Below are 23,253 nucleotides of genomic sequence, written 5' to 3' on the forward strand. Positions count from 1 at the left end.
TCCACTCGCCCATCCGAGGAGGAGCCCTCCGTGCAGCAGTCACCCCGCGAGTCACCCCGCGCCGGCCGCGAAGGCGACGTTCTGGCCGTGGTCAGCCAGAGTGGGCCGACGGTCTCGTTCTTCGACGCCGCCACCGACCGGCACATCGACACGCTCGACATCGTCGCCGAGCCGCACGAGCTGTGTTTCGACCCGACGCAGCGGCTGCTGTGGTGCACGACCGCCTACTCCTCGGGCTACTACCACGCGAACAGCGGGCGGCGCACCGAACTGACCGTCATCGACCCCGACACCCGCCGCATCGTCGAGGTGATCGACCTCGCACCGGAACACGGTCCGCACGGCCTGGCCCTGGACACGGCGCGCGGTCGGCTCTACGTCAGCGTGGAGGGCTCCGAGGACCGGCCCGGCGGCGTCGTGGTGATCGACACGGCGACACGGCGGCCCCTGGGCAGGATCGACACGGACGCGCCCGGCCCGCACTGGTTCGCCATCGACCCGGCGGGGCGGACGGGGTACGCCACCAACAAGGAGGCGCCGTTCGTATCGGTCGTCGACCTCGACAAGGGCGTCCTCACCGCGAAGGTCGAGGTGCCGGGCAGCGAGGGGCTCGCCGTCTCCGCCGACGGCGCGTACGCCTTCGTCGCCGCGCCCTACGCCGGGCCCTCCCTCGCCGGTGCCGAGAAGTCGCCGGACACGGGGATCCGGGTCATCGACGCCCGGACCGCGTCCGTCGTCGACACCCTGCCCACGGACGACGTCATCCTGCCGGTGCACCTGACCTCGACGGGAAAGCTGCTCGCGGGCGGGATACGCATGGAACCCGACCCGGTCTCCCGGCTCGGGCGCCACGCACCGGGCCGCCTCACGGTGTTCTCCGCCGAGACCCGTACCCGGCTGGGCGAGGTCGAGGTGGGGCTCTGCCCGCTGACCGTCTCCTCGTCACCCGACGGCCGCCTCGCGTACGTGGCCTCCGTCGCCTCCTCCACCGTCGACATCGTCGACCTGGAGACGCTGGAGAGCCTGGCCCGGCTGGACATCGCCCGGCTCGGCGAGCCCGGCGCCCACGGCCTGGCCTACCTGCCGCGCCCGGCCTGACCGCCGGAAACAAACCTGAACGAACCTCGGAACGGGCCTGCCTGAACTTCGGAACGGGCCTGCCCGACCACCCGGAACGGACCTGTCCAACCCCCGGAACGGGCCTGCCCGACCACCCGGAACGGACCTGCCCGACCCCGGAAACGCACGTGCCCGGCCGCAGGGGCGAACCCCGCGAACCCGCCAACCCCGCCCGGGCCCAGAACAGACCCCGCTCGACCCCAAGAAGGAACAGACACCCTCATGATCGTCATCACCGCACCCACCAGCACCATCGGCCGCATACTCGTCGACGACCTGCTCGACCGCGGGGCGCGGCTGCGCCTCGTCGTCCGCGACCCCTCGCGCCTCGCCCCCGAGGTCCGTGACCGGGTCGAGGTCGTCAAGGGCTCGCACGGCGACGCCGCCGTCATCGACCAGGCGTGCGACGGCGCCGAGGCCGTCTTCTGGCTCGCTCCGGACGATGGTTCCGCGCCCAGCACCGAGGCCGCCTACGTCGACTTCACCCGCCCGGCGTGCGACGCGTTCGTCCGGCGCGGCGTCAAGCGCGTCGTGGCCATCTCCGTGCTCGGCCGCGGGACGTCGCTGGCCGACCGCGCCGGCCTGGTGACCTCGTCGCTGGCGATGGGCGACCTGATCGCCGCGTCCGGCGTCGCCTACCGGGCCGTGGCCTGCCCGTCGTTCATGCACAACTTGCTCAACCACGCCAAGCCGATCAAGGAAAAGGGCATGTTCTTCATGACGATCGCCCCTGACCTGAAGAGCCCCACCGTGGCCACCCACGACATCGCCGCCACGGCCGCCCGGCTGCTGCTCGACAGCTCGTGGGACGGTGCCGCGGACGTTCCCTGCCTCGGTCCCGAGAACCTGTCGCCCAACGAGATGGCGCAGATCATCTCCGAGGTCCTCGGCACGGAGGTCGGCTACCAGCAGATTCCGGGCGCGGCGCTCAAGGACCGCCTCACCGGCTTCGGGATGACCGCCGCGATGGCCCAGGGAATGGTCGACATGTTCGACGCCAAGAACCAGGGCCTCGACCTCGCCGAGCCGCGTACCGCGGAGTCGACGACCCCGACGACGTTCCGGCAGTGGTGCGAGGAGGTCCTCAAGCCGGCCGTCGCCGCCGCCTGAGCCCCTGCGTCCCTGAGCCGCCTGAGTTTCTGCGTCCCTGCGTCGCCTGAGTCCCTGCGTCGCCTGCGTCCACCGCCCGACGGGCACCGGCACGAATCACTGTGCGCCGGCGCCCGCCGGGCCGGCGCGTCTCCACCCGCAGCGCCTTCCCGCAGCGCCTTCCCGTAGCGCTTACGGGTGGTGGGACAAGCCCCCGGCTACAGCGCCAGCGACTTGAACGCGCGCGCCTGGTCCGTGATGGCGCGCTCCGTGGGAAGGCGCTCCATGGAGGACGCGCCGAAGAAGCCCGCGATCCCGGAGGTGTGGTCCAGGACGTACCGCGCGTCCTCGGGCTCGGCGATCGGGCCGCCGTGGCAGAGCACGATGATGTCGGGGTTGACCCGCTTCGCGGCGTCGTGCATCTCCTGTACGGCAGACGCCGCCTGATCGAGCGTCAGGGCCGTCGCCGCGCCGATGGAGCCCTTGGTCGTGAGCCCCACGTGCGGTACGAGGACATCCGCGCCCGCCCGCGCCATCTCGGCCGCCTGACCGGCGTCGAAGACATAGGGGGCGGTGAGCAGTTCGCGCTCGTGCGCCTGGCGGATCATGTCGACCTCCAGGCCGAACCCCATCCCCGTCTCCTCCAGGTTCTCGCGGAACTTTCCGTCGTAGAGGCCCACGGTCGGAAAGTTCTGTACGCCCGTGAAGCCGACGGCCTTCAGCTGGTCCAGGAAGTTCCCCATGATCCGGAAGGGGTCGGTGCCGCAGACACCGGCGAGCACGGGTACGTCCCGTACGACCGGGAGCACCTCGCCTGCCATGTCCAGCACGATGGCGTTGGCGTCCCCGTAGGGCAGCAGACCCGCGAGGGAGCCGCGGCCCGCCATCCGGTACCGGCCGGAGTTGTAGATGATCAGCAGGTCGACGCCGCCGGCCTCCGCGCACTTGGCGGACAGTCCGGTGCCCGCGCCCGCGCCGATGACGGCTCGGCCGGCGCTCACCTGGCCGGTCAGACGGGCCAGGGCTGTGGTGCGGTCCATGGTGGGCTCCTCCATCGGTGCTGCGTCGTGCTGAGTAGTGCTGGGTGGTGCTGTGTGGTGCCTGTGCGGTGCTACGTCGTGCGTCGCGTTTCCGGTCTCTGCCTCTGCCTCTGCCTCTGCCCCTCAAGGCTGCGTCGTACCGCTCGCCCCCGCCTCCCACCGCTCCCCGATCATCCGGTGCAGCAGCTCCGCCGCCGCCACCGCGAACGAGGCGTCGTTGAGGTGCGCGTCCACCTCCCGCAGCTCGACCGCGCTCCCCCCGACGGCCCCGCGCAGCGCTTCCAGCCCCGCCCCGTCGGCGGCCGGGTCGTGGAACGGGCCGCCCTCGGCGTCCACCGCGGAGACGCCGCGCAGCGGCCACAGGACCGCCGCCGGCCCGCGCGCCTCGGCCAGCTTGCGGCCGATGGTGTCGCCCAGCGCGGCCATCTCCTCGGACGTGGTGCGCATAAGGGTGACGGTGGGGTTGTGCACCAGGAGGCGGCGGTCGGCGAAGCGCGGCGGGACGGTGTCCGCGGGGCCGAAGTTGACGGCGTCCAGCGCGCCCGGCGCGACCACCTGCGGTACGCCCGCGCGCCCGGCCGCGGTGAGGCGGTCGGGGCCGGCGCTGAGGACGCCGCCGACCAGTTCGTCGGCGAGTTCGGTGGTGGTCAGGTCGAGCACACCGGCGAGGAACCCGCCCGCCGCCAGTTTCTCCAGCGCCCGGCCGCCCGAGCCGGTGGCGTGGAAGACCAGTACCTCGTAGCCGAGTTCGGCCAGGCGGGCGCGGGCCGCGTCGACGGCGGGCGTGGTGATGCCGAACATGCTGGCGCCGATCAGTTCGCGCCCCGGCGTGGGCGGGGCGCTCAGGCTCAGCTCGTACCGCCGGGCCATCCCGGCGGCGGCTGCCACCGCGTTGCCCAGGACCAGCCGGGAGACGGAGTTGATGCCCGCGACGTCGACGACGCTGTACATCAGGGTGACGTCGCTGCTGCCCACGTACGGGCCGACGTCCCCGGCGGCCATCGTGGACACCAGCAGCTTCGGCACCCCGATCGGCAGCGACCGCATGGCCCGCGCGGCGATGAACGAACCGCCGCTGCCCGCCACCGCCAGCACCGCGTGCAGCCGGCCCTGCCGATGCAGCTTGCCGATCACCCGGTCGGCGCCCTCGGCCATGGCCCGTACCGCCGCGCCCCGGTCCGCGCCCGTACGCAGCTCCGTCACGTCGTGTCCGGCGGCGCTCGCGACGGTGGCGGCGTCCACGTCGCCGGGGAACGCGCCGTCGGGCAGCGCCATCACTCCGGCGTCGACGACCACGACCTCGCAGCCGGTCTCGCGGAGCCGGTCCGCCAGCCAGGCGTACTCCGCGCCTTTGGTGTCCAACGTCCCGAGCAGCACCACGCTCGCCATGTCCTTCTCCTTTGAATGGACGGTGAATGCCGGTGAAGGGCCGGTCGATGCTCCGATCATCGACCGGCCGCCGACCGCCCCCCAAGACCACTTCGGGCGAATTGGCCTGTAGTGCGCAGAGCGCTCCGCGCTGAGGAGACAGCGATGATGTCGGGCATGGACCGTATCCCTCCCACCCGGCTGTCGCGGCTGCTCACCGGATGGACCAAAGGCGGCACGGAAGCGCTGCCGCGCCTTCTCGCGGACGCGCTGCGCGAACTGGCCCAGCGCGGCGACGTACCGGCCGGCACCGTGCTGCCCGCGCAGCGCGTCCTAGCGGCGGCGCTCGGCGTCAGCCGCTCCACGGTGACGGCCGCGTACGGGCAGCTGGAGGCCGAGGGCTGGCTGGAGAGCCGGCAGGGCAGCGGGTCGCGGCTGCGCGGCGCGGGCGCGGCCGACGCGCCCGCCAGTGAGGGGCGGCTCGCCGGTTTCGGGTCGCGGGACGGCGGCATCGATCTGTCCAGCGGGGCGCTGGACGGCCTGCCCGCGGTGGCCGACGCGGTGCGCGACCTGCCGGCCCGGGACCTCGCGGCGGCGCTGCTGGACGACGGCTATCTGCCGTACGGGCTTCCGGCGCTGCGCGAGGCGATCGCCGGGTACCACCGGGCGGCGGGCCTGCCCACCACGGCGGACCAGATCCTCGTCACGGCCGGTTCCCAGCAGGCCGTATGGCTGATCACGCAGGGGCTGGTGCAGCCCGGCGACAGCGTGATCGTGGAGGACCCGACGTACCGCGGGGCCCTGGAGGCGCTGCGGGCGCGCGGGGCCCGGCTCGTACCGCTGGCGGCGGGCACCGGACCCACCGTCCTCGGCCGCCTCGTAGGCCACATCCGCCCCCGGCTGGTCTATCTGCAACCGGCCGTCCACAACCCCACCGGCCGGGCCCTGGACGCGCGCGCCCGGCAGGCGTGGGCGAGCGTGCTGACCGAGCATGGCCTGTACACCGTCGAGGACAACTCGTACGCCGAACTCGCCCTGCACGACGACTCCGCGCCCGACTCCCTCGCCACGCGACTGCCGCCCGCCGCCACCGCGACCCTCGGCACCATGTCCAAGCTGTTCTGGGGCGGCCTCCGGCTCGGCTGGGTCCGCGCCTCCCCCACCGTCATCGCCCGGCTTGCCGAGATCAAGAAATCCGTGGACCTGGCCTGCCCCGTCGTGGAGCAACTGGTGGCCGTACAGCTCCTCCAGCGGCTGCCCGAGGCCCGCGCCCTGCGCCGCGCCCGGCTGCGCGACCGGCTGGCGGAGACCGAGCGTTTGCTACGGGCGCGGGTCCCCCAATGGCGCTGGGAACGCCCGGCCGGGGGCTCCGCCCTGTGGGTGGAGATCCCCGGCGCCGACACCGACGCAACCGCCCAACTCGCCCGTCGGGCCGGGGTGTTCGTCGTGCCCGGCCCCGCCTTCTCCGCCGTGGACGGCTTCCGCCACCATCTGCGGCTGCCCTTCGCCGACGAGGACGGGAGGCTGGAGAAGGCGCTGCCGGTCCTGGCGGACTGCGCGGAGCGGAGCCGGTCGCGGTGACGGTGCGTACGCCGCATCGGCACACGCGTTCATGGGACGCTCTCGGGGCGTGTCGAGGATTCCCGCCCCTACCGAAGGACGAGCGTTCATGCGCGACGACAAGATCAGCGGCTTCCTGGAGCGGCTCGCCGAGCGGGTGCCCGCGCCGGGCGGAGGTGCGGTCGCCGCGCTGCACGCCGCGCAGGCCGCGGCGCTGCTGGGCATGGTGGCCCGTTACAGCACCGGGGAGAAGTACGCGGCGCACGCGGACGCCATCGGGCGGATCACCGCCGGGACCGATGAGTTGCGGGAGACCGCTCTGCGGCTGGCGGAGGAGGACGCGGCGGCGTTCACGGCGGTCACCGAGGCGTACAAGCTGCCCCGCGACAACGACGCGGCGAAGGAGGCGCGTTCGGCCGCGATCGCCGATGCGCTGATCGGAGCGGGGCGGGCGCCGGCCGCCGTCGTCTCCGTCGCCGCGGCCGTCGTCGCGTTCGCCGAGGAGTTGCTGCCGGTCGGCAATCGCAATGTCGTCACCGATATCGCGGCCGCCGCCGAGGCCGCCCGCGCCGCCGCGACCACCGCCCGCGTGAACGTGGAGATCAACCTCGGCGGCATCAGTGACGAGCGGGTCCGCGCCGAACTGACCGCCGAGGCCGACCGCGTCGACGCCGTCGCCGCCCGCGCCGAGCGGATCACGGCCGCCGTACGCGAGGGGATCGCCACGTGACCGCAACTCCCTCGCCCCCGCGAGGAGTTCGCCGAGTGACCACAACTCCCCCGCCCCGCAAGGAGATCGCCGAGTGACCACAACTCCCCTGACCGGCAAGGAACTCGCGGCCGCCCTTCGCGACGCCACCGCCACCGAGGCCGCCGCCCTCACGGCCGCCGGTACGCCGCCGAAGCTCGCGGTCGTCGTCGCGACGGCCGACGAGTCCAGCGCCTGGTACGTACGGTCCATCGCCAAGGCCGCCGCGAAGGCGGGCATCGGCTGCGACGTCGTCGACCTCGGCGAACACGCCGCCCCCGACACCATCCGGGCGAAGCTGGCCGAGCTGTCCGCCGACGCGGGCGTGCACGGCGTCATCCTCCAGACGCCGCTGCCGGCCGGGGCCTCGCTGGAGGAGCTGGCCGGGGCCATCGCGTTCGAGAAGGACGTCGACGGCGCCAACCCGCTCTCCCTGGGCCGGCTGGCCGCCGGGCTGCCCGCGTTCGCCCCGGCGACCGCCGAAGCCGTCGTACGGCTCCTGGACCACCACCGCGTCGAGCTGACCGGCCGGCACGTGGCGGTCGTCGGACGTTCGACCGTCGTCGGCAAGCCCGTCGCGCACCTGCTCCTGGACAAGAACGCCACGGTCACCGTCTGCCACTCGCGCACCAAGGATCTGGCGGCCGTCACCTCCGCGGCCGATGTGGTGGTGGCCGCGGTGGGCCGGGCCGGGCTGATCGGCGCCGAGCACGTACGGGCCGGGGCCGTCGTGGTGGACGTGGGCACCAACCCCACCGAGGACGGCGGGCTGACCGGCGACGTGGACGCCGCCTCCGTCGACGGCCGCGCGGGGGCGCTCACACCGGTGCCGGGCGGGGTGGGGCCGGTGACCACGGCGCTGCTGTTGCAGCACACCGTACGGGCGGCCGGGCGCTGACCGCGCGGTCGGCGATACCCGAGGCTCCGCAGCACGGGGCCGGGCACCCCCCGGCCCCGTTCCCAGCACTTCCCCAGCCCCCCAGCACCCCCAGCACCTCCCCGACGCCTAATTCGTTCGCATATCTCATAGTTTGTTGTGAGACTCGGCTTATGCCCACCACACCTTCCACCTTCGAAGAACTCATCGCCGAGGCCGAGTCCGTATCCGTCGACGGCTGGGACTTCTCCTGGCTCGACGGCCGCGCCACCGAGCAGCGCCCCTCCTGGGCGTACCAGCGCGCGATGGGCGAACGGCTGGCGCGGGCGACCGCCGCGCTCGACATCCAGACGGGCGGCGGGGAAGTCCTCGCCGGAGTACCGGAGCTGCCCGCGCTGATGGTGGCCACGGAGTCCTGGCCGCCGAACGTCGCCAAGGCGACCGCGCTGCTGCACCCGCGCGGCGCGGCCGTCGTCGCGGACGAGGACGAGCCGCCGCTGCCGTTCGCCGACGGAGCGTTCGACCTGGTCGTTAGCCGCCACCCGGTCACCGTGTGGTGGGCGGAGATCGCCCGCGTGCTGCGGCCCGGCGGCACGTACTTCTCCCAGCAGGTCGGTCCGGCCAGCGTCTTCGAACTCGTCGAGTACTTCCTCGGGCCGCAGCCCGAGAACGTCCGGCGCGCCCGCCACCCCGACGACGCGCGCCAGGCGGCCGAGGCCGCCGGGCTGGAGATCGTCGACCTGCGCCACGAGTCCCTGCGGACCGAGTTCCACGACATCGGCGCGGTGATCTACTTCCTGCGGAAGGTGATCTGGATGGTCCCCGGGTTCACCGTGGAGCGGTACCGGGACCGGCTGCGGGAACTGCACGAGCGGATCCAGGCCGAGGGCCCCTTCGTCGCGCACACCGCGCGCTTCCTGATCGAGGCCCGTAAGACCGGCTGAGAGCGGGGACTCCACGGCCCGTGGAGTCCCCACCTCCCCACTTCCCTGCCTCATCGCTCCCTCAAGCGAGCGACACCAGCTCCAGATAGTCCTCGCCCCACAAGTCCTCCGTGCCGTCCGGCAGCAGCAGGACCCGGTCCGGGCGCAGCGCCTCGATCGCGCCCTCGTCGTGCGTGACCATCACTATCGCGCCCGGGTACGAGCCGACCGCCGCCAGGACCTCGCCGCGCGAGGCGGGGTCGAGGTTGTTCGTGGGTTCGTCCAGGAGCAGCACGTTCGCGCCGGAGTGGACGAGCCCCGCCAGCGCCAGCCGGGTCTTCTCGCCGCCGGAGAGCACCCGGGCCGGCTTGTCGGCGTCGTCCCCGGTGAAGAGGAACGAACCGAGTACGTGCCGGGCCTCGCCGTCACTCAGGTGCGGCGCGGCGTCGGCGAGGTTCTCGCGGACCGTACGGGCGGGGTCGAGCGTGTCGTGCTCCTGCGCGAAGTAGCCCAGCCGCAGCCCGTGTCCGGGCACGACCCGCCCCGTATCGGGGTGTTCGCGCCCGGCGAGCAGCCGCAGCAGGGTGGTCTTCCCCGCGCCGTTGAGGCCGAGGACGACGAGCCGGCTGCCGCGGTCGAGCGCCAGGTCCACGCCGGTGAGCACCGGCTGGTCGCCGTACGCCTTGGCCAGACTGACCGCGGCGAGCGGCAGCCGGCCGCACGGCGCGGGTTCGGGGAGGCGGATGCGGGCGGTCTTCTCGGTGCGGCGGGCGGGTTCGAGGCCGGCGAGCATACGGTCGGCGCGGCGGGCCATGTTCTTCGCCGCGACCGCCGTCGACACGTGCGAACGCATCTTGTCGGCCTGGGTGTGCAGCGCCGCCGCCTTGCGTTCGGCATTGGCGCGCTCGCGGGTGCGGCGGCGCTCGTCGGCGGCGCGCTGCGCGAGGTAGCCGCGCCAGCCGGTGTTGTGCACGTCGAGCGCGGCCCGCGCCGGGTCGACGTGGAAGACCCGGTTGACGGTGTCGGCGAGCAGCTTCGCGTCGTGGCTGATCACCACGGACCCGCCCCGGTGGCCCGTCAGGAAGGTACGGAGCCAGCCGACGGAGTCGGCGTCGAGGTGGTTGGTGGGCTCGTCCAGCAGCAGCGTGTCGTGGTCGGCGAAGAGGATGCGGGCCAGTTCGACGCGTCGGCGCTGGCCGCCGGAGAGGTCGCCGACCGGGCGGTTCATGACGCGGTTCGGCAGCCCCACACCGGCGGCGATACGCGCCGCCTCGGCCTCGGCCGCGTACCCGCCGCGGGCCTGGAACTCCGCCTCGGCACGGGCGTACGCGCTCATCGCCCGCTCGACGGCGCCGGGGCCGGCGGCCTCCCCCATGGCCGACTCGGCGGCCCGTAGCGCCCGTACCGCGCGGTCCAGGCCGCGGGCGGACAGGATGCGGTCGGTGACGGAGGCGGCGGGGTCGGCCGCGCGGGAGTCCTGGGGCAGATAGCCGAGGTGACCGAGGCTGGTCACGGTCCCGGCGGCCGGCCGGGCCCGCCCGGCCAGGGTCTCCAGCAGGGTGGTCTTGCCCGTGCCGTTACGGCCGACCAGGCCGATGCGGTCGCCGGGGGCGATGTGGAAGGAGACGTCGGACAGCAGGAGTCGGGCGCCGACGCGGACGTCGACACCGCGGACGGTGATCATGGGATTACGCTCCGGAGAAGCTCAAGGACACACGGGTGGCGGGGAAGCGTGTGTCCTGAGCTAGGAAATGCGGGGCGTAGACATGTCATCCACTCTAAGCGCGCCATCGCGCGAGCCGCATCTGATTTCCGGGGGGCGCTCCAGGGGCCCGACACCGGGGGCGCTCCAGGGGCCCGACAGCCGACGCGGCCCGCGCCATGACGCAGGGCCGGGCACGTCAGGCCCTGCACATCTTGCCTGGTGCATGACGCCCGGCACGTCATGCCCTGCGCGTCATACCTGGGTATCACCTCGGATTCGCCCCCACGGGGTGACTCGCTCCGTCCCCTCGCTCCGTAGCGTGAAGACGTCCTTGACCAGCAGCGATACCGCCAGGAGCGCCGAGCCTTGACCGTCGTCACCCAGTCCCCGACCGCATCCCCCGCCCGCGAGGCGGGCGCCGGCCGTCGGCCCGTGCAAGGCTTGACGCCGGGCGTGCTGCGCCGGGTCGTGCGCCCTCTCGTGCGCGGAGCGCTCTGGCTGCCGCTGGCCGCCGTGGCGGCGCCGGCCGCGCTCGTGGGCGCGGGTCAGGCGGCGGCAGGCTGGCAGCGGGCGCTGGCCGGGGCCGGGACGGCGTCTGTCGAAAGGACGGCGGCCGGCGAAAGGGCGCAGCGGCCGAAGGCGGGCCGCGTGTTCGGGTACGCCACGCTGTCTCTGCTGCCCGCGCTGGCGGCTCTCCTGCTGGTCGCGCTGTGCGCCTACTCGGTCTACTTCGGGTTCCTGTATCCGCTGCGGCCCGACTCCATCGCCGCCATCGGCCACCCGTTCACCGCGGACCCGATGTTCCACGCCACATGGGGTGGGCCCACCCTGGTCGGGGCCTGGGCCGCGCACGCGGCCGTCGGCGCCGCCTTCTGGGCCGGCAGCCTGCTGTTCCTCCACGCGCTGTGCGCCCTCCAGGCCCGGCTGGCCCGTAGGTTCTGCTGAACCTGTCGAGTCCCCGCTCGGCCTACCTCGGGTACCCCGTCTCCCGAGCCGCCCGAGCCGCCCTAGTGTCCCTAGTCTCCCGGTCTGCCTGTTCCGCCCGTTCCGCCCGAGCAGCCGCCCGGTCCCTACGAGCCGGCGCCGCCGGACCCCGTACCGCGTCCCCCGCCGTCGGGTGCAACCGCAGCGCGCCCGCCACCGCGCCGAGGCAGGCCAGTGCGAGCAGGCAGAAGGCCACGCCGTACGCGGTGGTCGGCGTCGGGTGGCCGGGGAGCCAGTCGCCGATGGGGCCGCCGGCCCGCAGGGCGACCGTGGCGGCGGCCACGCCGAGGCCCGCCGCCATCTGCGTGGCGGTCGCCGAGAGCGTGTTGGCGTGCCGTATCCGCTCCTGCGGCATGTCGCTGAACATGATGGTGGAGTAGCAGGTCAGCCCCAGCGACCGGGCCACGCCGCTGATCAGCGCGATGACGGCGATCACGGCGATCGGCATCGCGCCGGTGATGAACGCGGACGCCACCATCGCGGCCCCGAGCCCGCACCCGGCGACCAGCAGCAGCGGCCGGAAGCCGTACCGCTTGAGGAGCGGCGTCGTCGCGGGCTTGATGCCGATGTTGCCGACGAACACGAACAGCACCACCACGCCGGACTTCACGGCGCTCCAGCCCAGCGCCTCCTGGAACATCAGCGGCAGCAGGAACGGCACCGCGCCCACGGCGATCCAGAACATCGAGCCGCCCGACACCGCCGCCCGGAACGTCTTGACCTTCAGGGTGCTCAGGTCCACCAGCGGGTTGTCGCTGCGCAGCAGATGCCACACCGCCGCGCCGAGCAGCAGCACCGCGGCCGCGCCGGTGACGAGCGCCGGGCCCGTGTTCGCGGAGGTCTCGGACAGCAGATGAGCGGCCCAGGTCAGCGCGCCGAGCCCGGTCGAGGTCAAGGCGACGCCCAGCCAGTCCAGGCGCGGCGGGGCGGCCGTCGCGGGCGCGGCCTCGATCAGCCGCCAGGCGACGGCGAAGGCGACGACGCCGAGGGGGATGTTGATGAGGAACATCCAGCGCCAGTTCGCGTACGTGGTGATCAGCCCGCCGATCAGCGGCGCGATGACGGGCGCGATCAGGCCGGGCCAGGTGATGTACGCCATCACGCGCGGGAGGTCCGGCTTCTCGGCCTTGGCGACCACCATCAGTCGGCCGACCGGCACCATCATCGCGCCGCCGGCGCCCTGGAGCACGCGCATGGCGACCAGCACGCCGAGGTCGGTGGCGGCGGCGCAGGCGAGCGAGGCGAGCGTGAAGACGACGATGGCCGTCAGGAAGACACGGCGCGCCCCGAACCGGGCGGTCAGCCAGCCGCTGAGCGGTATCAGCACGGCCAGCGTCAGCAGGTAGGCGGTGATGACCAGGCCGATCGCCGTCGGCGCGACGCCGAGCGAGGCCCCCATCCGGGGGGCCGCGGTGGACACGATGGTGCCGTCCAGGTTCTCCATGAAGAAGCAGCCCGCCACCAGGAGAGCGGTGTTGCGATGCTGTGCGTGAATCATTGTGTTCCGTCTCTTTCTTGAATTCCCTCCATCGTTGAACCCGGCACCATGAACCACAAGGTCCGAATCATCAAGGCAGGATTGCGCGCCATGCACGCATGAGAGCGCCGGTCGGCGGCCAGTGGCTCCCTACCATTGCTCCTCATGCAACTCCCCGACATGAATCTCCTACCGGCGCTGGACGCCCTGCTCCGCGAAAGCAGCGTGACCGGAGCCGCCGCCGAGATGAGCGTCTCGGCCTCCGCGATGAGCCGCACCCTGGGCCGGCTGCGCCGGGTGGTGGGCGATCCGCTGCTCGTACCGTCCGGGCGCAGCCTGGTGCTCACCCCGCGCGCCCGCGCGCTCCAGCCGCAGGTCGAGGCCGCGCTGGGCCAGGCCCTGGCCGCGCTGCGCCCGCCGCGCCCCGTCGACATCGCCACCATGCGGCGGGAGTTCACCATCCGCACCAACGACGGGCTGGCCGTCGTGCTCGGCTCCGCGCTGACCTCCCACGCCGTCCGCGAGGCCCCCGGCGTACGGCTGCGCATCCTCCCCGAGGGCGACGAGGACCCCGCCGACCTGCGCGACCGCGTCGACCTCGACATCGGCTCGATGCCCGAACTGCCGCACGACGTCCGCAGCGGCCTCCTCTACCGCCACCACTACGTCGCCGCGGCCCGCGCCGACGCGCGGTACGCCCGTGAGCCGCTGACCGTGGACCGGTTCGCCGCCATCCCCCACATCACGGTCTCCCGGCGCGGCAGGTCCTACAGCGTCGTGGACGAGCGGCTGCGCGAACTCGGCCTGCGCCGCGACGTTCTCGCGACCGTGCCCACCCACAGCGCGGCCTGCTTCCTCGCCCTGGAGACCGACGCGCTGGCCCTGCTCCCCTCGGCGTTCGCCACCCGCGCCGCGCGGTACCTGCCCCTGGTCGTCTGGAACATCCCGCTGTCCCTGCCCCCGATCACCACGGACATGGCCTGGCACCTGCGCGTCGACGCCGACCCGGCCCACCAGTGGCTGCGCGACTCCCTCACCCGCCTCGCGGCGCGGTCGGTCACCGGCACCGGCACCGACACCGGCGGGGGCGAGGGCGGGGGCAGGAGCGGGGGCGGAGACTGAGCCGGTACGGGCCCGGCGGCCGAGCGGGCACGGGCCTGGCGGCTGGACGGTACGGGCACGGGGACCGAGCGAGTACGGACCCGGCGGCCGGGCCGGTACCCGCCCGGAGACCGAGCCGACACCGGCCGGTGAACGTGAACGGCGGCCGAACCGGTACGAACCAGGCCCGGCGTCCGACCCCGGCCGACCCGGGAATCAGCCCCGTACAGCCCGGGAACCGGTGGTTAGCGCCCCGCAAACCATTACCCACGTCCTACCCGGTGAACGGGGTCGAGCGGATACGGTGCTCGCATGGTGAACGACCGGGCCGGGAGCGAAGAGCACGGGTACGGGCTGCTGATGGCCGCGGTACCGCCCTCGAAGCAGCCCATGGACGCCACCGCCGCGCTGCACCAACTCGCGGCCGTACCGCCCACCGTGCTGCTCGGCACGCCCTTCGCCTCCGTCGTGCAGCTCGTCAGCCCCGACGCCCCGAACACCGTCCTCGCCCACCTGCGGACGGCCGCCGCGGCGCCCGGCCCGCTGCTGCTCTACCTGGCGGGCCACCTCCAGCTCGACCGCAAACAGCAGCTGCCGCACCTCGCGTTGGCCCGTACGACCGCGAGCACCGTGCGCTACACCGCGCTGCCCTGGCACTGGCTCGCGGCCGAACTGCGCGACCGGCCGCCGGGCAGCACCACCGTCCTGGCGGACCTGGTCGCCGACGAGGCCACGTGGCAGCGGCTGACCGCCGAGCCGGGCCTCCTCTCCGGCCCGTACGCGCTGTACGGCTCCGTCGCCCCGCCGCCCGCCCGCCGCCGCGAACGCCCGGTGCCCGCCTACAGCCAGGCCCTCGCCACGCTGCTGCGTACGAGACCCGAGCGCCCTCCGGTGGAACAGCTGCACCACGAGGCGGCGAACCACGCAGGACTCTCCGCGGGCCCGGTGCGCCTCCTCGCCAGCACCCCGCACGCGTACGCGGCCCCAGAGCCCGTCGAGGCCGAACCGATACCGCGACACCCGGAGCCGGTGCCTCGGCAGCGGCCCGAGGCTCCCGGTACGACTCCGGCCCCGGCCCCGGCCCCGGCCCCGAGACCGCACCCGCACCCGCACCCGGAGCCGCGGTCCGGTCCGGCCCCCGACCCGGTCCCCCGGCCGCGCCCTGAGCCCCGCTCCGCCCCCGGCTCCGAACCCCGCCCCGGTCACCACCCCGAGCCCCGCCCCGAGCGCCACCCCGATCCGCATCCGGCCATCCTCGAAGCCGCCCACGCCGGCCGGCACAGCGAGGCCGCCGCGATGGCCGCCGCGTGGGAGCAGGAAGCCTGGCGAGCCCACGGCCCCGGCTCCCTCGACGTCATCCACTGGACCGAGGTACGAGCCGACCTCGCGCGCCTGGCCGGGGAGCCCGCCAAGGCGTGCGGGCTGTGGATGCACGCGGCCGCGCAGCGCGTGAACGCCGGACAGCCGGAGACCCACCCGGAGGTCCAGGCCGCCGCCGACCGCGCCCACCACTGCTGGCAGCAGGTCGGCGACCCGAGGGCCGTACGGGCGCTGGGACCCGAACTGATCGACCTGCGCACCCGCGTGCCCGGCAGCAAGGAAGGCGCGCTGCGCGACGTACGGCAGCGCATCGCGAGTCTCGACGACAGCGCTCCGGCGGTCTGAGGGACCGGGCCGGGCCGGGCCGCGCCGACGGGGCGGCGGGACGGCGAGCGGCGAGGGCCATCGCCATCCGCACCCGTCGCACACCTGTGCGTATACGCGCTGCGTATAGTCCTCTCTCATGGCCTCTCCCGACGCATCGGCACGTACCGCCGCAGCCGCGAACCACGCGCCCCTGGCGCCGGGACCGAGCCCCGTCGTGCGCCCCCTCGCACAGCTGCTCGTACCCGCCGTGCCCGCGCTGCTGTCGCTCGCGCTCGGGCTGTGGGGGATCGGCCGGGAGCACAGCATGTGGCGCGACGAGGCGGCGACCTGGCAGGTCGCCCACCGCTCCGCCGCGGACATCGTGCGGCTGCTCGGCGACACGGACGTCGTGCACGGCCTGTACTACCTGTTCATGCACGCTCTCTTCGAGATCTTCGGCGACAGCCTGCTGACTCTGCGGCTGCCTTCGGTGCTGGGCATGGCCGCCGCCACCGGACTCACCGCGGCGACCGGCCGCCGCCTGGCCGGGAGCTGGGCGGGGCTCTCGGCGGGGCTCGCCTTCACCGTGCTGCCCGTGGTCCAGCGGTACGAGCAGGAGGGACGCTCGTACGCGCTGGTCACGGCGTGCGTCGCGGCGGCGACCTGGCTGCTGGTCACCGCCCTTCAGCAGGGCTGCCGTTGGCGCTGGTGGGGCTGTGCGGCGGCGCTGCTGGCGGCGGCGCAGCTGAACTGGTTCTCGCTGCTCGCCCTGCCGGCCTTCGCCGTGACCGTCGCGGTCGCCGTGCGGCGCGGCGCGCGCCGCACGGTACGCGCCTGGGCGCTGCCCGCCGCGGCCGTCGTGCTCGGGTCGCTGCCGCTGATCCTGGCCAGCCGCTCCCAGGCAGACCAGGTCTCCTGGATCAAGCCGCCCACCCCGGCGACGCTGATCGGCCTCCTCGCCATGGCGGTGGTCGCCGTGGGCGCCGCCTTCGTGCCGCACCTGCGGTCCGGCCCGGCGACGACGGCCTCGGTGGCCCTGCCGCTGCTGCTCGTACCGCAGGTCGTCCTGGTGCTGATCTCGCTGGTCAAGCCCGTGTACGTGGACCGTTACGTGGTCTTCGCGCAGACCGGGGCGGCGCTGATGATCGGCCTGCTCCTGGGGTTCGGCGCCATGGCGGTGCACACGCGGTGGCGGCGCGTACCGCCCTGGGCGCCGATCGCCGCCGTCTGCGGGATCGCCGTCCTCGCGCTGCTGCCCGTGGAGACCGGGCTGCGCGCGTCGACGGGCCGCGTCGACGACGTGCTCGCGTCGGCGGAGGTGGTCTCGGCGGTCTCCCGGCCGGGCGACGGCGTCCTGTTCATCCCGGCCGCCCGGCGCGACACGAAGCTCGTCTCGCCCGACCGCTTCCACGGCCTCAAGGACCTCGCCCTCACCAAGTCCCCGCTCCAGTCCCGCACCCTCAAGGGGGAGGAGGGCAGCCTCGCGCACATCCGGTCGGCCATCCTGAAGTCCTCCCGGGTCGTGCTGATCACGGACGCCAAGCCCGCACCCGGCGCCGCCCGCCGCGACACCACCAAACGCGACACGCTCGCCGGCCACTTCGTCCGCCGCAGCGACACGGTCGTACGGGGGCGGCGGATCGAGGTGTACGAGAAGAAGCCCGATGACCGGCACTGACCGGCGCTGACCGGCACCGACCGGCACCGACCGGCGCGGCCGACAAGCCCGCGATCATGAACTAGCGTGCCGGGCATGGACGCGGACGACGGACCGGCCGGCACCTGGCTCACCGACACCCGGACCTCTTACGACACGGTCGCGGTCGGCTACGCCGAGCAGATGCGCGGCGCCGTCGCCGATCGCCCGTACCTCCGCGCGGCTCTGGCGCTGTTCGCCGAGAGCGTGCGGGCCGCGGGCGGCGGGCCGGTGGCGGACGTCGGCTGCGGCCCGGGAGCGGTCACCGCCCATCTGCACGGGCTCGGTGTCGACGCCTTCGGCATCGACCTCTCCCTCGGCATGATCGACGTGGCCCGGCGCGACCACCCCGGGCTGCGCTTCGAGGTGGGTTCGATGACGGACCTGGATCTCCCCACCGCCTCGGCGGCCGGGCTGCTCTCCTGGTGGTCGCTGATCCACATACCCGACGACGAGGTGCCGGCCGTCTTCGACCACTTCCACCGGGCCCTGCGCCCAGGCGGACCGCTACAGCTCGGGTTCCACGTCGGCGACGATTCGCGGTGGAAGACGGAGGGGTACGGCGGCCACCCGATGAGGGTCCGCGTCCACCGCCGGCAGCCGGACCGGGTGGCCGCGTGGCTGCGCGACGCGGGGTTCGAGATCGAGGCCCAGCTGCTGATCGGCCCGGACGAGAAGGCCCCGGGAGCGATTCTCTGCGCACGCCGCGGACCGTGACGCCAGCACTTCCGCGCGGGTCGGGCGGCGGGGTGGCGGCGACCGTCCGTTCTCGTGCGCCGGTCCGCGATCCACAGCCTGTGCATAACGTGCGTACGGCGGCGATCCTTGTACGGCCGTACCGCCGCCGTACCGGCCGTACCGCCGTACGGTCTACGGCCCGCTCCAGCGCGCCCGGGGCGGTCGGCGTCGGCATACCGCTCCCGCTCGGGACGGGGACCGAACCGTGTCCCGTCCGGCGCCGCCGCGCGCATTAGCTCGTTCGTGTCGAATCCGGGCTCGCCGGAGGAGAACGGGGGCATACGGGCGGCAGCGCGGGGGCGGGGGCAGCGGTGGGGGCGTCCTGCCGGGCAGCGTTGGAGGGCGCGGGGGCACAGTTGGCGGACGTCGGCCCCCGGCGGCGGGCCCAGGGCTCTCACACACACGTCCTGACCCATGTATCGCTCCTGGTATGCGGCTGATTGTCGCCTTCGCACTCTTGCGCCATGGCTGCGCTCGGAGCCGCTCGCCCGGTAGGCTTTCCGTGTGATCTTCAAGCGCATCGGAAACGGGCGGCCGTACCCCGACCACGGCCGGGAGAGCACCCGCCAGTGGGCGGATGTCGCTCCTCGCCCGGTACGCCTCGACCAGCTCGTGACCACCAAAGGTCAGCTGGATCTGGAAACGCTCCTCGCGGAGGACTCGACGTTCTACGGCGACCTGTTCGCCCACGTCGTGAAGTGGCAGGGCGACCTGTATCTGGAGGACGGACTGCACCGCGCGGTGCGCGCCGCGCTCCAGCAGCGCCAGGTGCTCCACGCCCGCGTGCTCGAACTGGGCTGAGGACCCCCGATCCGACGGGTCTGACGTGCCATCAAGCGCGTATGGATCAGGCCGTTATTGGCCCTTTCGGGTTGGGCTGTGCGCAACCCGTTGATCATTTAGTAGGCATTGGTACCAGCCCGCACTACGCTGCGGCCATGAGCATGCTCACCCCTCCCGGCATGGGCGGAAAGTACCGCATCACGGGCAATCGCTACCCGCATATGCGCCGCCCACGAAACCGCCGCAGGATCGCGCTCGCCGTGGTGGGGGCGGTCGCGGCGCTCGGCCTCGTCGGGTGGGGGACGATTCAGCTCATCGACGTCTTCACCGGCGGAAACAGCACGGCACAGGCCGCGCAGGACAAGAGCGACGACTGCGCGAAGAGCGGCGACCGGCCCCGTGCCCGCCCGGTGACGCTGCCCGAGCCCGGCGCGATCACCGTCAACGTCTACAACGCGACACCGCGCGGCGGCCTCGCCAAGTCCACCGCCGACGAGCTGAAGAGCCGCGGGTTCAAGGTCGGGAAGGTGGGCAACGCCCCCGCCGAGTACGACAAGAAGGTCAAGAGCACCGGTCTGCTGCTGGGGGCGCCCGCCGCCGCCGAGGGGTCGTTGAAGGTGCTGGGCACCCAGCTGGCGGGCGCGCAGGCCAAGAGCGACGGGCGCAAGGGCGGGGACGTCGACCTGATCATCGGCTCGGAGTTCAAGACCTTGACCGCCAAGAAGGACGCCGCCCAGGGCTTGACCGCACTCTCCAAGCCCCAGCCGACGCCCTCGGCGACGAAATGCTGACGCGGCGCTGATAAGGGGCCCGTACGGGCGTACGGCCGTACACGGGCGCAGGCCCACCGACACGGCCGTGCTGAGGCAGGCGCGTCGGCCAGGCGTCGGGTGGCGGCCAGATGCCGGACGTCAGACACCAGACACCAGACGCCGGAGAGCGGCCAGGCGTCAGGCCCCGGTCAGGGCCTCGACTCGGCGCAGTACGTGCCCGGCGCCGTCGTCCGTGCCGATCAGGCGGGCCAGTTCGACGGCGCGGCGGCGGTAGCCCTGCCCCTCCACGGCGGCCCGGATCGCGTCGCCCAGGCGCTCGGCGCTCAGCTCGCCGAAGGGTACGGGCGCGGGCCCGGCCCCCAGCTCGTACACGTGTGACGCCCAGAACGGCTGGTCGGCCATCACCGGCACCGCGACGGTCGGCACTCCGGCCCGCAGCCCCGCGGCCGTGGTGCCCGCGCCCATGTGGTGGACCACGGCCGCCATCCGGGGGAAGAGCCAGTCGTGCGGTACGTCCCCGACCGTGAGCACCTGGTCCCCGGCCACGTCCAGACCGGCCCACCCGGCCTGGACGACCGCTCGCGTGCCCGACCGTCGAACGGCGTCCACGATCAAGGGGCCGAGCCGTTCCCCGAGGCCGGGGGCCATGCTGCCGAAGCCGAGGAAGACCGGGGGCGGGCCGGCCGCGAGGAAGGAGAGGAGTTCTTCCGGTGGCTGCCGGCCGGGGGCGGGCTCGGGCCACCAGTAACCGGCCATGTCGACCTCCGGCGGCCAGTCGTCGGGCCGCGGCAGGACGGCCGGGCTCACCCCGTGGCTGGTGGGCCACCCTTCCTTGCCCTGCCAGCGCCGCCACGCCCTGTCGACGGCGGACTCGTGGAGCCGGAGCCGTCGGCCCAGCCGCGGCAGGACCTCGGCGCAGAGGGCGTGGGCCTGATCGAGCACGCGCTCGCCCGCGGCCCGGTTGCTCGCAGGGCCCTGGAGGCCGTCCGGGGTGGAGCCCGGCAGGGCGAACGCGTCGTTCGGTACGGCCGGTGCGAGGTAGACACCCATGCTGGGCAGGTTCAGCGCCTCGGCGACCAGGCAGCTCAAGGGCGCCTGGCCGAGGCTGGAGAGGATCACGTCGGTGCCCTGCTCGGCGGCCTCGGCGACGCCTTCGCCCAGGTCGCTCAGGAACGCGGCGGTGACCCGCTTCTTCTCCGCCTCTCCGACCGGCCGGCCGTACGGGCCCGGATCAGCTCCTGCGGGTCACCGGGCAGCGTACGCACTTCGAAGCCGGCGGCGCCGATCATGTCCGCGAAGGTGTGGTGCGTGGCGATGGCCACGTGGTGGCCCGCCTCGCTCAACCGCCTGGCCAGCCCGGTATAGGGGGCGACGTCGCCCCGCGATCCGGCTGTCACGACCATGATCCGCATGCGGGCAGCGTAATCGCCTGCCATACGGGCCGGGGCGGGGGCCGAGAGTGCCGGGGCGGGGCCGAGAGCGGGCGCGGAGGCCGGGGCCGAGAGCGGGCGCGGAGGCCGGGGCCGAGAGTGCCGGGGCGGGGGCCGAGAGCATGGGGGCGGGGCCGTCCGTCGGCGAACGGCCCCGTCGGGGAACGGAAGGGTTCGCTAGCCGGCGGTCCCGTACATCCGGTCGCCCGCGTCGCCCAGCCCGGGAACGATGTAGCCGGACTCGTCGAGGCGCTGGTCCACGGAGGCGGTGACGACGGTGACCGGGGCGCCCGCGAGCTCCCGCTCCATGACCTCGACGCCCTCGGGCGCGGCCAGCAGGCAGATCGCGGTGACGTCGTCCGCGCCGCGCGAGATCAGTTCCTTGATGGCCGCGACGAGCGTGCCGCCGGTGGCGAGCATCGGGTCGAGTACGTACACCTGCCGACCGGAGAGGTCGTCGGGCATCCGGGTGGCGTACGTGGACGCCTGAAGCGTCTCCTCGTTGCGGATCATGCCCAGGAAGCCGACCTCGGCGGTGGGCAGCAGCCGGACCATGCCGTCGAGCATGCCGAGCCCGGCGCGCAGGATCGGCACCACGAGGGGCTTCGGGCTGGAGAGCTTGACGCCGGTGGTCGCGATCACCGGGGACTCGATGTCGACCTGTTCGGTGCGCACGTCACGGGTCGCCTCATAGGCGAGCAGCGTGACCAGCTCGTCGGCGAGGCGCCGGAAGGTGGGGGAATCGGTGCGCTTGTCGCGCAGCGTGGTGAGTTTGTGCGCGACCAGGGGGTGGTCGACGACGTGAATCCGCATGACATCGACAGTAACCGAGGCCGGAGAGGGCGTCGCTCCCTGGTTGGGGGTGGGCGACCTGTTGTCTGCGCTGGCATCAACTCGCTGATCGGGGGAAAAATTGCAGGGGGGAAACGAGGGAAAGCGCGAGAAAGCGGAGGGAGAAGGGGAGAGAAGGGCGAAAGTGGCCACGCAGGCCCGGTCGGTCGCACCGGGCGGGAACCTCGGCCCGAGGTGGTGAGTCCCATGACTGACCGAGAGGAACGGCGGGACAGGCGCGGAGAGAGCAGCGCGGCTGAGCGCCCTTGGGAGGGCCCGGAGCGGACGGGGCCCGGGGGTCCGGTGGGCCGGATGGCCCTTCCGCCGGATTCCCGGACCGGTTTCCCCGAGAACCGCGAGAGCCCCGAGAAGCCCGAGAACCCCGAAATCCTCGCCCGCCCCGAGAACTCCGCGGATTTCCCGCCCGCCACCCCCCAGTCCACTGCCGAGTCCACTGCCGGGCCCGAGGCCGAGTCCGCCGTTCCTGAGTCCGACGCTCCCGAGCCCGACACCGACCGGCGACGCAGACGGGCGCAGTTTCTCCGTGAGCTGAACGAGGCCAAGGAGCTGCGCGACCGGGTGCAGCCGCGCCGGGCCCGGGCGGCCCGAATGCGCCAGCAGATGCGGATGCGTACGTTCCGCTGGTGAGCCGCGGGGCCCGCCGAAGGGCGCGCGCGCAGGTCCGTACGGGCGGAGCGTGAGCGACATCTCTTCGGACTACTGCACGACTCAGCGCGGAAGACCTCTCGCAACGCGTCGCTTTCTGCCACGATTCCGAGTGGGCGGGGTGCGTTTCCCGCCCGGCCGGCACCGCCTATGACCAGTGGGAGAGTCACGGTGTACTTCGCCGCACTGCTCGCGCGCACCGAAGACGGGTGGCAAGCGAGCGACACAGAGCTCGACAACGTGGAGACGCTGTCCGATCTGGCCGACCTGGCCCGTGAGTCGGCAGTGGACGATGACACGGTCCTCGTGTTCATCGAACAGGAGGACGCGTGGTTCGCCGTCGTGCGCGTGGACGGCGAGGAGGACCCACGGGTGTACCTCTCGGACGCCGCCGCGGCCACCCGCAGCTCATACGGCGCGATGCTCGCCGATGAGCTGCTCGGCCGCGACGAGGAAGTGGACGACCTCGACAGCCTGGTCGACCTCGACGGCACGGAGGACGGGGAGCCCGAGACGGACGACGAGGACGAGGACGAGGCCGCGGCGGCCGACGAGCCGGTGCCCGCGGGCCCGCTCGGCGAGGCCGAGATCCTGGCGGACCTCGGAATGCCGGAGAGGCGGCTGAAGGCCCTCAGCGAGGACGCGCTCGGCGAGATCGCGGACATGCTGGGCTGTGCGGAGGTGCTGGAGGCGGTGCGCTGACGGCCGTACCGCGCGAG

22 protein-coding genes are annotated in these 23,253 nt (G+C 73.5%); 15 read left to right on the forward strand and 7 right to left on the reverse strand.

What is annotated here, in order from left to right; all coding sequences use genetic code 11:
• Positions 1 to 30 precede the first annotated feature (30 nt).
• Positions 31 to 1,098 carry a YncE family protein gene (locus AC07AB_RS01090; RefSeq protein ID WP_478558008.1) on the forward strand — a complete coding sequence of 356 codons (1,068 nt, stop codon included), beginning with the start codon at positions 31 to 33 and terminating at the stop codon, positions 1,096 to 1,098.
• Positions 1,099 to 1,341: 243 nt separating this feature from the next.
• On the forward strand, positions 1,342 to 2,229 hold the full coding sequence (locus AC07AB_RS01095) for an NAD(P)H-binding protein (RefSeq protein WP_478558011.1): 888 nt from the start codon (positions 1,342 to 1,344) through the stop codon (positions 2,227 to 2,229).
• Between the two features lie 197 nt (positions 2,230 to 2,426).
• Here the strand turns inward: AC07AB_RS01095 and AC07AB_RS01100 are convergent, their stop codons facing one another.
• The gene (locus tag AC07AB_RS01100; RefSeq protein ID WP_478558014.1) at positions 2,427 to 3,248 is read right to left on the reverse strand and encodes a phosphoenolpyruvate hydrolase family protein; all 822 of its coding nucleotides are present in this window, start codon (positions 3,246 to 3,248) and stop codon (positions 2,427 to 2,429) included.
• Positions 3,249 to 3,371: 123 nt separating this feature from the next.
• Positions 3,372 to 4,637, reverse strand: coding sequence for a Tm-1-like ATP-binding domain-containing protein (locus tag AC07AB_RS01105; RefSeq protein WP_478558016.1), 1,266 nt, complete (start codon positions 4,635 to 4,637; stop codon positions 3,372 to 3,374).
• A 156-nt stretch (positions 4,638 to 4,793) separates the two neighbouring features.
• Here AC07AB_RS01105 and AC07AB_RS01110 point away from each other — a divergent pair, with 156 nt between their 5' ends.
• From AC07AB_RS01110 to AC07AB_RS01125, 4 genes are all read left to right on the forward strand, one after another.
• On the forward strand, positions 4,794 to 6,197 hold the full coding sequence (locus AC07AB_RS01110) for an aminotransferase-like domain-containing protein (RefSeq protein ID WP_478558018.1): 1,404 nt from the start codon (positions 4,794 to 4,796) through the stop codon (positions 6,195 to 6,197).
• Positions 6,198 to 6,285: 88 nt separating this feature from the next.
• Positions 6,286 to 6,906 (forward strand): cyclodeaminase/cyclohydrolase family protein, encoded by a 621-nt coding sequence (locus tag AC07AB_RS01115; RefSeq protein ID WP_478558021.1) that lies wholly within the window; start codon positions 6,286 to 6,288, stop codon positions 6,904 to 6,906.
• 73 nt (positions 6,907 to 6,979) lie between these two features.
• Complete coding sequence (locus tag AC07AB_RS01120) at positions 6,980 to 7,822, forward strand: bifunctional 5,10-methylenetetrahydrofolate dehydrogenase/5,10-methenyltetrahydrofolate cyclohydrolase (protein WP_478558024.1); 843 nt, start codon at positions 6,980 to 6,982, stop codon at positions 7,820 to 7,822.
• A 152-nt stretch (positions 7,823 to 7,974) separates the two neighbouring features.
• Positions 7,975 to 8,745 carry a class I SAM-dependent methyltransferase gene (locus AC07AB_RS01125; RefSeq protein ID WP_478558027.1) on the forward strand — a complete coding sequence of 257 codons (771 nt, stop codon included), beginning with the start codon at positions 7,975 to 7,977 and terminating at the stop codon, positions 8,743 to 8,745.
• A gap of 61 nt (positions 8,746 to 8,806) precedes the next feature.
• Here the strand turns inward: AC07AB_RS01125 and AC07AB_RS01130 are convergent, their stop codons facing one another.
• Complete coding sequence (locus AC07AB_RS01130; RefSeq protein WP_478558030.1) at positions 8,807 to 10,408, reverse strand: ABC-F family ATP-binding cassette domain-containing protein; 1,602 nt, start codon at positions 10,406 to 10,408, stop codon at positions 8,807 to 8,809.
• 387 nt (positions 10,409 to 10,795) lie between these two features.
• On the opposite strand from AC07AB_RS01130, the gene AC07AB_RS01135 reads away from it, so the two are divergent.
• On the forward strand, positions 10,796 to 11,374 hold the full coding sequence (locus tag AC07AB_RS01135; protein WP_478558033.1) for a hypothetical protein: 579 nt from the start codon (positions 10,796 to 10,798) through the stop codon (positions 11,372 to 11,374).
• Between the two features lie 22 nt (positions 11,375 to 11,396).
• Here AC07AB_RS01135 and AC07AB_RS01140 read toward each other — a convergent pair whose 3' ends face one another.
• A complete protein-coding gene (locus tag AC07AB_RS01140) occupies positions 11,397 to 12,911 on the reverse strand; it encodes an MFS transporter (protein ID WP_478558036.1) in 1,515 nt (504 codons plus the stop codon).
• A 144-nt stretch (positions 12,912 to 13,055) separates the two neighbouring features.
• On the opposite strand from AC07AB_RS01140, the gene AC07AB_RS01145 reads away from it, so the two are divergent.
• The 6 genes from AC07AB_RS01145 (at position 13,056) to AC07AB_RS01170 (ending at position 19,625) form a co-directional block, all read left to right on the forward strand.
• Positions 13,056 to 14,012, forward strand: coding sequence for a LysR family transcriptional regulator (locus AC07AB_RS01145; protein WP_478558039.1), 957 nt, complete (start codon positions 13,056 to 13,058; stop codon positions 14,010 to 14,012).
• 291 nt (positions 14,013 to 14,303) lie between these two features.
• Positions 14,304 to 15,656 (forward strand): hypothetical protein, encoded by a 1,353-nt coding sequence (locus tag AC07AB_RS01150; RefSeq protein ID WP_478558042.1) that lies wholly within the window; start codon positions 14,304 to 14,306, stop codon positions 15,654 to 15,656.
• A 118-nt stretch (positions 15,657 to 15,774) separates the two neighbouring features.
• A complete protein-coding gene (locus tag AC07AB_RS01155) occupies positions 15,775 to 17,295 on the forward strand; it encodes a glycosyltransferase family 39 protein (RefSeq protein WP_478558044.1) in 1,521 nt (506 codons plus the stop codon).
• Between the two features lie 75 nt (positions 17,296 to 17,370).
• Positions 17,371 to 18,030, forward strand: a complete 660-nt coding sequence (locus tag AC07AB_RS01160; RefSeq protein ID WP_478558047.1) for a class I SAM-dependent DNA methyltransferase — start codon at positions 17,371 to 17,373, stop codon at positions 18,028 to 18,030.
• A 525-nt stretch (positions 18,031 to 18,555) separates the two neighbouring features.
• Positions 18,556 to 18,852: a type II toxin-antitoxin system VapB family antitoxin gene (locus AC07AB_RS01165; protein WP_003955420.1), complete on the forward strand. Its 297-nt coding sequence runs from the start codon at positions 18,556 to 18,558 to the stop codon at positions 18,850 to 18,852.
• Positions 18,853 to 18,989: 137 nt separating this feature from the next.
• A complete protein-coding gene (locus AC07AB_RS01170; RefSeq protein WP_478558050.1) occupies positions 18,990 to 19,625 on the forward strand; it encodes a LytR C-terminal domain-containing protein in 636 nt (211 codons plus the stop codon).
• Between the two features lie 159 nt (positions 19,626 to 19,784).
• Here the strand turns inward: AC07AB_RS01170 and AC07AB_RS01175 are convergent, their stop codons facing one another.
• From AC07AB_RS01175 to upp, 3 genes are all read right to left on the reverse strand, one after another.
• Positions 19,785 to 20,726, reverse strand: a complete 942-nt coding sequence (locus tag AC07AB_RS01175; protein WP_478558053.1) for a glycosyltransferase — start codon at positions 20,724 to 20,726, stop codon at positions 19,785 to 19,787.
• A 47-nt stretch (positions 20,727 to 20,773) separates the two neighbouring features.
• Positions 20,774 to 21,019 (reverse strand): glycosyltransferase, encoded by a 246-nt coding sequence (locus AC07AB_RS01180; RefSeq protein ID WP_478558056.1) that lies wholly within the window; start codon positions 21,017 to 21,019, stop codon positions 20,774 to 20,776.
• A gap of 195 nt (positions 21,020 to 21,214) precedes the next feature.
• Entirely contained in the window at positions 21,215 to 21,850 is a 636-nt protein-coding gene (gene upp / locus AC07AB_RS01185; RefSeq protein WP_478558059.1) for a uracil phosphoribosyltransferase, read from the reverse strand.
• A 405-nt stretch (positions 21,851 to 22,255) separates the two neighbouring features.
• Here upp and AC07AB_RS01190 point away from each other — a divergent pair, with 405 nt between their 5' ends.
• Positions 22,256 to 22,516 carry a hypothetical protein gene (locus tag AC07AB_RS01190; RefSeq protein WP_478559675.1) on the forward strand — a complete coding sequence of 87 codons (261 nt, stop codon included), beginning with the start codon at positions 22,256 to 22,258 and terminating at the stop codon, positions 22,514 to 22,516.
• Positions 22,517 to 22,705: 189 nt separating this feature from the next.
• A complete protein-coding gene (locus AC07AB_RS01195) occupies positions 22,706 to 23,236 on the forward strand; it encodes a tRNA adenosine deaminase-associated protein (protein ID WP_478558062.1) in 531 nt (176 codons plus the stop codon).
• The last annotated feature ends 17 nt before the right edge of the window (positions 23,237 to 23,253 follow it).

The sequence above is a fragment of the Streptomyces sp. NPDC044033 genome (assembly GCF_056434425.1).

Coding starts and splice junctions, on each gene's coding strand:
- AC07AB_RS01105 (WP_478558016.1), bottom strand. CDS start 4,637: ATGGCGAGCGTGGTGCTGCTCGGGACGTTGGACACCAAAGGCGCGGAG.
- AC07AB_RS01130 (WP_478558030.1), bottom strand. CDS start 10,408: ATGATCACCGTCCGCGGTGTCGACGTCCGCGTCGGCGCCCGACTCCTG.
- AC07AB_RS01145 (WP_478558039.1), top strand. CDS start 13,056: ATGCAACTCCCCGACATGAATCTCCTACCGGCGCTGGACGCCCTGCTC.
- AC07AB_RS01095 (WP_478558011.1), top strand. CDS start 1,342: ATGATCGTCATCACCGCACCCACCAGCACCATCGGCCGCATACTCGTC.
- AC07AB_RS01100 (WP_478558014.1), bottom strand. CDS start 3,248: ATGGACCGCACCACAGCCCTGGCCCGTCTGACCGGCCAGGTGAGCGCC.
- AC07AB_RS01110 (WP_478558018.1), top strand. CDS start 4,794: ATGGACCGTATCCCTCCCACCCGGCTGTCGCGGCTGCTCACCGGATGG.
- AC07AB_RS01160 (WP_478558047.1), top strand. CDS start 17,371: ATGGACGCGGACGACGGACCGGCCGGCACCTGGCTCACCGACACCCGG.
- AC07AB_RS01155 (WP_478558044.1), top strand. CDS start 15,775: ATGGCCTCTCCCGACGCATCGGCACGTACCGCCGCAGCCGCGAACCAC.
- AC07AB_RS01180 (WP_478558056.1), bottom strand. CDS start 21,019: ATGCGGATCATGGTCGTGACAGCCGGATCGCGGGGCGACGTCGCCCCC.
- AC07AB_RS01125 (WP_478558027.1), top strand. CDS start 7,975: ATGCCCACCACACCTTCCACCTTCGAAGAACTCATCGCCGAGGCCGAG.
- AC07AB_RS01150 (WP_478558042.1), top strand. CDS start 14,304: ATGGTGAACGACCGGGCCGGGAGCGAAGAGCACGGGTACGGGCTGCTG.
- upp (WP_478558059.1), bottom strand. CDS start 21,850: ATGCGGATTCACGTCGTCGACCACCCCCTGGTCGCGCACAAACTCACC.
- AC07AB_RS01170 (WP_478558050.1), top strand. CDS start 18,990: ATGAGCATGCTCACCCCTCCCGGCATGGGCGGAAAGTACCGCATCACG.
- AC07AB_RS01140 (WP_478558036.1), bottom strand. CDS start 12,911: ATGATTCACGCACAGCATCGCAACACCGCTCTCCTGGTGGCGGGCTGC.
- AC07AB_RS01115 (WP_478558021.1), top strand. CDS start 6,286: ATGCGCGACGACAAGATCAGCGGCTTCCTGGAGCGGCTCGCCGAGCGG.